The 8702-nt window shown below is 33.4% G+C and carries 7 protein-coding genes and 1 rRNA gene; 6 read left to right on the top strand and 2 right to left on the bottom strand.

Annotation, left to right across the window (positions count from 1 at the left end; genetic code table 11):
* Window positions 1-568: 568 nt before the first annotated feature.
* Both Q3V31_RS30425 and Q3V31_RS30420 read left to right on the top strand, forming a co-directional pair.
* Complete coding sequence (locus tag Q3V31_RS30425) at window positions 569-2500, top strand: glycosyltransferase (protein ID WP_090814588.1); 1932 nt, start codon at window positions 569-571, stop codon at window positions 2498-2500.
* Window positions 2501-2565: 65 nt separating this feature from the next.
* A complete protein-coding gene (locus tag Q3V31_RS30420; protein WP_090814589.1) occupies window positions 2566-3342 on the top strand; it encodes a class I SAM-dependent methyltransferase in 777 nt (258 codons plus the stop codon).
* A 45-nt stretch (window positions 3343-3387) separates the two neighbouring features.
* Here Q3V31_RS30420 and Q3V31_RS30415 read toward each other — a convergent pair whose 3' ends face one another.
* Complete coding sequence (locus Q3V31_RS30415; protein WP_090814592.1) at window positions 3388-4332, bottom strand: NAD-dependent epimerase/dehydratase family protein; 945 nt, start codon at window positions 4330-4332, stop codon at window positions 3388-3390.
* A gap of 308 nt (window positions 4333-4640) precedes the next feature.
* On the opposite strand from Q3V31_RS30415, the gene Q3V31_RS30410 reads away from it, so the two are divergent.
* From Q3V31_RS30410 to Q3V31_RS30395, 4 genes are all read left to right on the top strand, one after another.
* The gene (locus tag Q3V31_RS30410) at window positions 4641-5435 is read left to right on the top strand and encodes a sulfotransferase family 2 domain-containing protein (RefSeq protein WP_097872616.1); all 795 of its coding nucleotides are present in this window, start codon (window positions 4641-4643) and stop codon (window positions 5433-5435) included.
* Window positions 5436-5636: 201 nt separating this feature from the next.
* Window positions 5637-6350 carry a class I SAM-dependent methyltransferase gene (locus tag Q3V31_RS30405; protein WP_016128233.1) on the top strand — a complete coding sequence of 238 codons (714 nt, stop codon included), beginning with the start codon at window positions 5637-5639 and terminating at the stop codon, window positions 6348-6350.
* Window positions 6351-6387: 37 nt separating this feature from the next.
* Window positions 6388-7260: a class I SAM-dependent methyltransferase gene (locus Q3V31_RS30400; RefSeq protein WP_329767688.1), complete on the top strand. Its 873-nt coding sequence runs from the start codon at window positions 6388-6390 to the stop codon at window positions 7258-7260.
* Between the two features lie 234 nt (window positions 7261-7494).
* Complete coding sequence (locus tag Q3V31_RS30395; RefSeq protein WP_329767687.1) at window positions 7495-8571, top strand: glycosyltransferase WbsX family protein; 1077 nt, start codon at window positions 7495-7497, stop codon at window positions 8569-8571.
* Window positions 8572-8585: 14 nt separating this feature from the next.
* Here Q3V31_RS30395 and rrf read toward each other — a convergent pair.
* A 5S ribosomal RNA gene (gene rrf / locus Q3V31_RS30390) occupies window positions 8586-8701 on the bottom strand.
* Between the last annotated feature and the right edge of the window lies 1 nt (window position 8702).

Raw genomic sequence — 8702 nt, 5'->3', positions numbered from 1 at the left:
GGCACGCCGCCAGCGTTCATCCTGAGCCAGGATCAAACTCTCCAATAAAGTTAGTTTGTCTAGCATCAAAAAATAAAAATTGACGTTCACGTTGTTTGTTTCGTTCAGTTTTCAAAGAACTTCTTTGCCGCTCATTTGCGACTTCCTTATGTTAACATCTTCGTTAGTTAATGTCAACTAAGTTTTTTATTTCGTTTGCCGCGTTCTGCGTTATTGCATCGGCGACTTGTTCTATATTACACCTCTATACTCTAATCGTCAACACCTTTTTTTTATTTTATAAATCATAAAAGGCATTGAAACTTCCGAATTTCTAGCCCATCCCTAGAGATTATTAAACTTGTGTAGTCACTTTAATAATCTACAGTTTATACTCATTTATTTACTTACTACTAATACCTTTCTAAAGAATGAATATCAAGCCAAACAAATATATATTAAAGGTAGCATTTTTTACTTCGAGTACATTCCAGCTATATTCACAATTATCTCCTCCCACTTCTCTCTAGGAATTATAAATAAACCTCACATTTACTAAAAATCTAATTAACTTAGGAGGCGTTATGAAATGCATGTTAATAAGAAGATCATTTATGTATCCCATGATGCCCATTTCCATGGAGCACAGCTGCTTTCTTTACATACTATTAAAGCTCTTAAAGAAAACTTTCATTACTCCGTCGCAATCATTTCTATTGGAACGGGCATTTTAATCCACGACTTTCAAAAGTATGGTCCTGTTTATTGCCTAGAGGAAGACTACCCAACGGAAGAAAAGGTCGAATTATTAATAAGGGAGTTATTATCACAAGACTATACCATCGCCATATGTAGTACCGTCATAAGTGGTGATATAGTGGCATTACTAGCTAAACACAATATAAAAGTTATTTCATTAATACATGAATTACCGCATTTAATACAACAGTACTCTGCCGAGGGAAAAGCTAGAAACATCGCTGAGTTTGCTTACAAAATCATCTTCCCTTCACAGTACGTATATGAAAAATTCCGTACAATCACCCAATTAGATCATCAAAAATGCCATATTATCCCTCAAGGTGTATTTAACCATAATCCTTATAAGCACAATATCGCAGAAGCTAGAAATGAATTACGCAAAAAACACAACCTGCCTCTAGACAGCAAAATCATTTTGGGGGTAGGTTTCGCTGATCATCGAAAAGGGATAGATTTATTCTCACTTATTGCTTACTCAGTAAGAAAGGTTCATACGAATATTCATTTTATCTGGGTCGGGAGAACAGATGTTCACTTTTTAAATACGCTCTCCCCTAGATATACAGCACATTTCACATTAGTGGAGCCTACTCCAGATATCGGTTTATATAACGCCGGGGCTGATTTATATTTATTAACTTCGAGAGAAGATCCTTTTCCCAACGTTGTTTTAGAAGCATTAGATACAAAAGTCCCTGTTATAGGGTTTAAAAACGCTGGAGGTTTTGAAGATGTTGTTACAGAACAAACTGGCGCCTTAGTAGACTTTTTAAATTTACCGAAGATGCTGGAAAGAATATATGAATTTATTGGAGATGAAGATTTACGATTACAAAAAGGTAACTTCGGCCAAGAACTTATTGAAAAAGATTTCAACTTCCTTCATTACATTTATCAATTATTAAACCTGATTGAGCATAATTATAAAAAAATAAGCGTAATTGTACCGAACTATAATTATGAAAAATACTTACCTGACCGAGTCAAATCCATATTTAGCCAAACCTATCCCCTTTACGAATTAATTTTCCTAGACGATGCCTCCAACGACGATAGCGTATCAACATTTGAAAAACTGCTCTCAAATGAAAATAAGACACACCTAAAAGTCCAGCAGATTATTAATGATAAAAACTCTGGTTCTGTATTTAAACAATGGATAAAAGGCATCTCTGCAGCAACCGGTGATTATATTTGGATTGCAGAGGCCGATGACTTATGTGATCAGACATTTTTAGAAGAAGTAATACAAGGGTTTCATATAAATGGTGATGTTACCTTAAGCTACACACAATCAAAACAAATAGATGAACAAGGAAATATCCTGGCCAATCATTATTTAGATTACACAAATGACATTGATAACGAAAAATGGGAAAACTCTTATTTTCGAAAAGGCATAGATGAAATACAAGATACTTTACTTATCAAAAACACCATACCTAATGTCTCAAGTGTAGTTTTTAAAAACATAGATATACAAAAAACAGAAAAACAATTAGAAAAGTTTAAAGTCGCTGGTGATTGGTTTTTCTATGTTTCTATTCTTAAAGAGGGGAATATTTACTTCAATCCAAAACCCCTAAACTATCATAGACGACATACAAATAGTGTGACGAAAACAGAAGATTTATATTCTCATTACAGTGAAGTTGTGCAAATGCAGAATTTCATTAAAGAAACCTTTACTATCGACGACATTTCTAAAATGAAAATGTACACATATAGAAAGTATCTTAAAGAATATTTGAATATTTAACTATACACTTCCCTCACCATCAGTCACTCTTGTAAGATACTACTATGATTTAGGGGGCATACTCTTTGAAAGACTTTATAGAAGAAAATAAAGATTTAATTTCTCAAATCGCAAACACCTACAATGTAAATGCAAACGTCCATCCTGAGGATCACATTTTTCAATTCCTTGTCACTAATCCCGTCTTCCCGTCTAAAAAAGAAGCGATAGATTATTATTTTAAAGATGGAAAAAACTCAGCAGAAATACTCTTAGACTTAATTACTTCCTTTTACACTCCTATAGAAACTCCAATTAAATTATTAGAATTTGCATCTGGATATGGCTGCGTAACACGGCATTTAATAAATATACACACAGACTTACGTCTAACTACATGTGATATACACGAAGAAGCTATTACTTTTATTGAAAGTACATTAAATACTTCTTCTATATTATCTCATCCTGAACCCGAACAAGTAAAACTGGTCTCTTCTACGTATGATATTGTTTTTTGTCTATCCTTTTTTTCTCATATGCCTGATACAACTTGGTTTCGTTGGCTTCAAACATTGTATAACGCTGTTTCACCCGGCGGCTTATTCATTTTTACAACTCACGGATATCAAAGTAAAAAGTACTTCGGCTTTCCAAATTTAAATAAACAGGGGTATTGGTTTCTCCCCTCTAGTGAACAATTTGATTTAGATGTTAATCAATACGGACAAACGATAGTTAGTCCCTCTTACGTATGTGACAAAATTAAATTATTACCCTATAACCCTGTTATCAAAAAATTCAATGAAGGTTTTTGGTGGGAACATCAAGACCTTTGGGTAATACAAAAAGAAAAGAAATAAAATAATAAACCATGCCCTACTTGTATATAAGTAGGGCATGGTTTATTATTTTTCACTATATAAGAACTCCTCAATCCATAGCTTATTTAATCTAATTCCACTTTTGAAATCTATTTTCGGTTCCCAATTACATTCTTGTCTTACCTTATCTATATTTAAAATGATTTTTTGAACATTTTCTTGTTTTTGTTTATAGCAGATAAAATCCACTTTTCTTTCCGTTAATTTCTCCAATTCTACTATAATTCGTTTTAAAGAGAGACCTTTGCCGCTGCCTATGTTATACACAGAAGATTTCAAGCGATTTAATTGTGATAGTTGTATAGTGATTTCAACTAAATCATCGATATAAATATAATCTCGAATAATCTCTTGTGGATTCCCGTATATATTAATCCTTTCATTACTGAGATGCTGATACAAAAAACAATTTATTGCCCCAACTTTCTTTAAAGGATTTTGATATTTTCCATATGGATTAGAATATCTACATACAACATAGTCTATTCCATATTTCCTCTTATAAAAATACAAATAATTCTCAAGCGACACTTTTGTTATTCCATATGGAGAAAGGGGTTTTAATGGATGTTTCTCATCAATAGGTAAATATTCAGGTTCACCATAAACCGTGCCTCCAGAAGACGCTAATACAATTTTTTCAATCTGAAAATCTTTAACACTTTCCATGAAATTAAGAAAAAAAAAGCTACTATTAATATCTCCAAAAACATCTTCAATTGAAGTTGCTACATTAGACGTTGCAGCTAAATAAATAATGATATCCACATTCACTAAAGCTTTATATATATCTTCAACATTTTCTAAATCACCTATAATAAATTCAACTTCACTTATAATATTTTGAGGAAAATTATTTATATGTCTGGAAAATACTTTTACATTTTGACCCTGTTTTAATAAACCTATTGCGAGGTTAATACCAATGAAACTATTTCCACCTACTATTAAATAATTATTCTTCCTCATAATATCCTCTCTAGTAATAAAATTTTTACTCGACACACCTAGAAATACAAATAAATGAACTTGGTCACTTCTATTATTCATCCTCTTATAATTGTATGCTCCTTATAAATTTTCATTATCTTTATTTTATATTTTCATTTTAGGATCGCTATCTTATCCAAGATGCCCGCAAAAAACACTCATAATATTTACTCATTCCCATGAATATATTGGATTAATAAAAACTTCCTTTCCCATATTCTCACTCGTTTATTCTATTTAAAGAATCCTCTCCGTGAATAAAACTTTCAAAAAGGAGTAATAAATTTATGAAGAATGTAAATCAAGAGCTTTTAAATCATGTAATGCTACATAAAGATCGAATTCCACATTTCCATAAAGACTTTCCACTTATACTATTCTGGAGCCATAGAAGCGGATGTACCACATTAGCTAATTGGTTCTTTTTTCAAATTGGATTATTTCCTGAAGCAAAGAAATACAATGCCTTTATTCATTACTATGAGTTCTGGGTTTATAAAAACAATATAAATTACATACCCGAGTTACAAAATGGTCTTCTAGAAGCAAAAAAAGATGTTTATAAACTTGTGCGAAACCCCTATACAAGGGCGGTCAGCTCTTTTTTATTGCTTGCTGACAATCCATATGCTAGCCCTCAATGGGAAAGTATCCGGCATTATTTTTATAATGACAAATATAGTAACCAAGGAATATCATTTAAACAATTTTTATATTACGTTCAAGCATTCGGTTCCAATTCCCTAGCAATAGATATACATTTTAGTCAGCAATACGTCCCAGGTGAAGAAAACTTCATCCAATGCTATATTCCTTTAGAAGATTTTAATACACAAATCACCAAGATAGAACACACGTACGATTTGACTAAATCCAATTTAGCGCTTCTTACAAATTCAGATCATCATCGCGCTCATAAGATGCTTTATACGGGAAGCTATGCAGAACTTAGCATTACAGATGCATCCTTCCCCCGCTTTCCAACATATGAAAGCTTTTATGATAAAGAAACCATGGATTTAGTTACAGAAATATATGCACAGGACTTTGAAATGTATCCGTACACAAAAGGGATATTTTAAGTCTATACATTCTTCAATGAATAAAAGCGAATGTATCGCATAGCATAAAGTGAAACTTTAATTAGCGTGGGGTCCTCCCCCGCTAATTATTCCATTCTACCAATCTTGCTTTTATGGGTTCCTTAATTTTCACCCACTCTCTTTGATTTCGCTGATTGTTGACGTGTGTGTCATATGCATTTAACACAGGAGTGATGTCATGTGGAAGGTAATTTGAAACACAATAATGGATACTGCGTTATTTGTGAGAAGGAAACTACATTTATAGAGCATAATGATTGGCTTAGAGATCATTACTTATGTTCTACATGCCACTCTATACCGAGGCAACGAGCTTTAATCCATGTTTTAAATACATTTTTTCCAAAATGGGGTTCCTATAATATCCACGAATCCTCTCCTGGGGGGATTACAACTCAGCTACTAATAAAAAACTGCAAAAACTATACATATTCTCAATACTTTAAAAACTATCCTCTAGGCCAATACTTTCAAGGAATTAGATGTGAGAACTTAGAAGACATGACCTTCCAAAATGAATCTTTTGATTTATTCATTACTCAAGATGTTTTTGAACATGTTATGACACCAAACAAGGCCTTTAAAGAAATAGAACGCGTATTAAAGCCTGGTGGTGCTCATGTATTTACTGTCCCTTGGTATCATACACTCACAAAGACTTTGCAAAGAGCGAGAGTGAATAAAGAAGTGATTGAGTATATTGAAGAGCCCATTTATCATGGAAACCCTATCGATGAGAATGGATCTTTAGTAACATTTGATTGGGGGCAAGATATGATTGAATATATTTATACACATGCAAATATGTATACTATTGTTTATTTACAAAAGGATAGATCCCTAGGATTAGATGCTGAATTTTTGCATGTTTTTATTAGTACAAAAAGCTCGTAAATCATTTTTATCATTATGTAATTCGGAGGTTTAACAAATGAATAACTTTAAGTTAGGAAGTGATTTTGATAACCTTGTTAGTCCATTATCTGATGTTGAACTTCTAAATCTATTTATACAAAGTTGCTCACAAACAACTATAAATGGCGTCCGCGTACCTACGTTCCCCCCCGAAGAAATTCAAAAACAATTTGTAGGTGCTTCCTATGAACACGCCCTATATGAAGCATATTTGTTTTATAGCCATATAAAAACATACGCCCAAAATTTAAGTGTTCCCTTGAATAAAGAAAGTAAAGTGTTAGACTTTGGTTGCGGATGGGGAAGAATTATACGTTTCTTATTTAAAGATGTCTCTGATCAAAATCTGCTCGGCATTGATGTGGATCCTGCAATGATCACTCTTTGTAATGAAACATTAGGAAGGGGTATATATAAAACAGCAAGTCCACAACCTCCTGTAGAATTTATTCACGACAATTCATTAGACATCATATTCGCTTATTCTGTATTCTCACATTTATCTGAAGCCACTGCCGAAAATTGGATAAAAGAATTTTCAAGAATACTTCGTCCAGGCGGAATTTTTATCGCAACAACACAGGCACGTTATTTTCTCGATTTTTGTCAGCAATTTAAAGAACATCCTGAATTAATTCAAACAGGATGGCATAAAACTTTATCTCAAGCTTTTCCAAATATACATCGCGCCATCTCAGATTATGAGAGCGGCAATTTTGTCCACAGTCCTACTGGTGCAGGAGATGTTAGAAATAGTAGCTTTTACGGAGAAACTGTTATACCTATGACTTATATTAAAAAACATTATGAGAAGTATCTAAAGCTGCGGGATTTTTTTGATGATGTAAACCGACTACCACAGGCTTTATTTGTTCTCCAGAAAGAGTAACTCCTTTCGTTCATCATAATACACTAAATTTCATGATGAACGACACTTTTTATTTCAGCCATATATATCAAAGCATCTTAGGCTCTCATATTAAGCAAACTGTAAAACAAAATCCAATACGTAGTATAAAAAGAACAGTAAACAAATAGCAAATCTCTTATTTTAAACTTACTCCACAAAATCAAAAGTAACTTCCCACCACTTGAACTCCGAAGAACATAAGGGGGATATAACTTGAAAATAATCGCTTTTTACTTACCACAATTCCATCAAATAAAAGAAAATGATCGATGGTGGGGTAAAGGCTTTACTGAATGGACAAATACTAAAAATGCACAACCTTTATTTTCAGGACATTATCAACCTAGGGAACCTTATCAAGATTTTTATTATGACTTAACCACCCCATCCGTAAGAAAATGGCAAGCAAAAATTGCTAAAGCATACGGCATATATGGTTTTTGTTATTATCACTACTGGTTTAAAGGTAAAAGGCTATTAGAAACACCTTTTAATGAGGTACTTAAGACTGGCGAACCAGATTTTCCATTTTGCCTTTCTTGGGCAAATGAACCATGGACAAAAACTTGGGATGGTCTTGATAAACATATATTAATGCCTCAAGATTATGGAGATGTATCAGATTGGAAAGAGCACTTTGAATATTTATTACAAGCGTTCCAAGATAAAAGATATATTCGTATAGATGGTAAGCCTCTATTCATTATTTATCGCCCAGGACATATTCCTCATTGCGAAAAGATGCTTAATTATTGGAATACACTAGCACAAGAAAATGGTTTGAAAGGTATATTTTTTGCAGAAACACTAAACAGCTTTCCAATTCCACATATAAATGGATTCAGCGCTAGCATTCAATTTGAACCTTTTTATACAATTGCCCATGATAGCTCTTCAGACATAAATAAAACAATATATGAGTCTGGTATGCAATTAAATGCTTGGGACTACGATAAAGTATGGATGTATATATTAAAACGATCTCCCTCAAAGAAAAAAACATTCCCTGGAGCTTTTGTTGATTGGGATAATACAGCTCGCCGCAAAGATTTAAACAGTAGTATTTTCACAGGTTCTACCCCTGAGAAGTTCACGATATATTTAAGTAAGCAAATTCATCGTGCATACTCCCTCTATAATAGCGAGTTTTTATTTATTAATGCGTGGAATGAGTGGGCGGAAGGTACTTACTTAGAACCCGATAAAAAATATGGGTTCGCTTATTTAGAAGGAGTTAAAAAGGCAATTAATCGAGGCATGAAAGCATACAAAAAAGACGAGTCATACTGACTCGTCTTAAAGTTGCTTGGCGACGTCCTACTCTCACAGGGACAAGGTCCCAACTACCATCGGCGCTAGAGAGCTTAACTTCCGTGTTCGGTATGGGAACGGGTGTGACCTCTCTGCCATCATCACCAAAC

The organism is Bacillus nitratireducens (assembly GCF_036320425.1).
GTDB lineage: Bacteria > Bacillota > Bacilli > Bacillales > Bacillaceae_G > Bacillus_A > Bacillus_A nitratireducens.
This window is presented reverse-complemented; position numbering and strand designations above follow the sequence as displayed.

Bases quoted from the DNA above. Each gene is read 5' to 3' on its own strand.
- Q3V31_RS30425 (WP_090814588.1), top strand. From the start codon at position 569: ATGCATGTTAATAAGAAGATCATTTATGTATCCCATGATGCCCATTTC.
- Q3V31_RS30415 (WP_090814592.1), bottom strand. From the start codon at position 4,332: ATGAGGAAGAATAATTATTTAATAGTAGGTGGAAATAGTTTCATTGGT.
- Q3V31_RS30410 (WP_097872616.1), top strand. From the start codon at position 4,641: ATGAAGAATGTAAATCAAGAGCTTTTAAATCATGTAATGCTACATAAA.
- Q3V31_RS30400 (WP_329767688.1), top strand. From the start codon at position 6,388: ATGAATAACTTTAAGTTAGGAAGTGATTTTGATAACCTTGTTAGTCCA.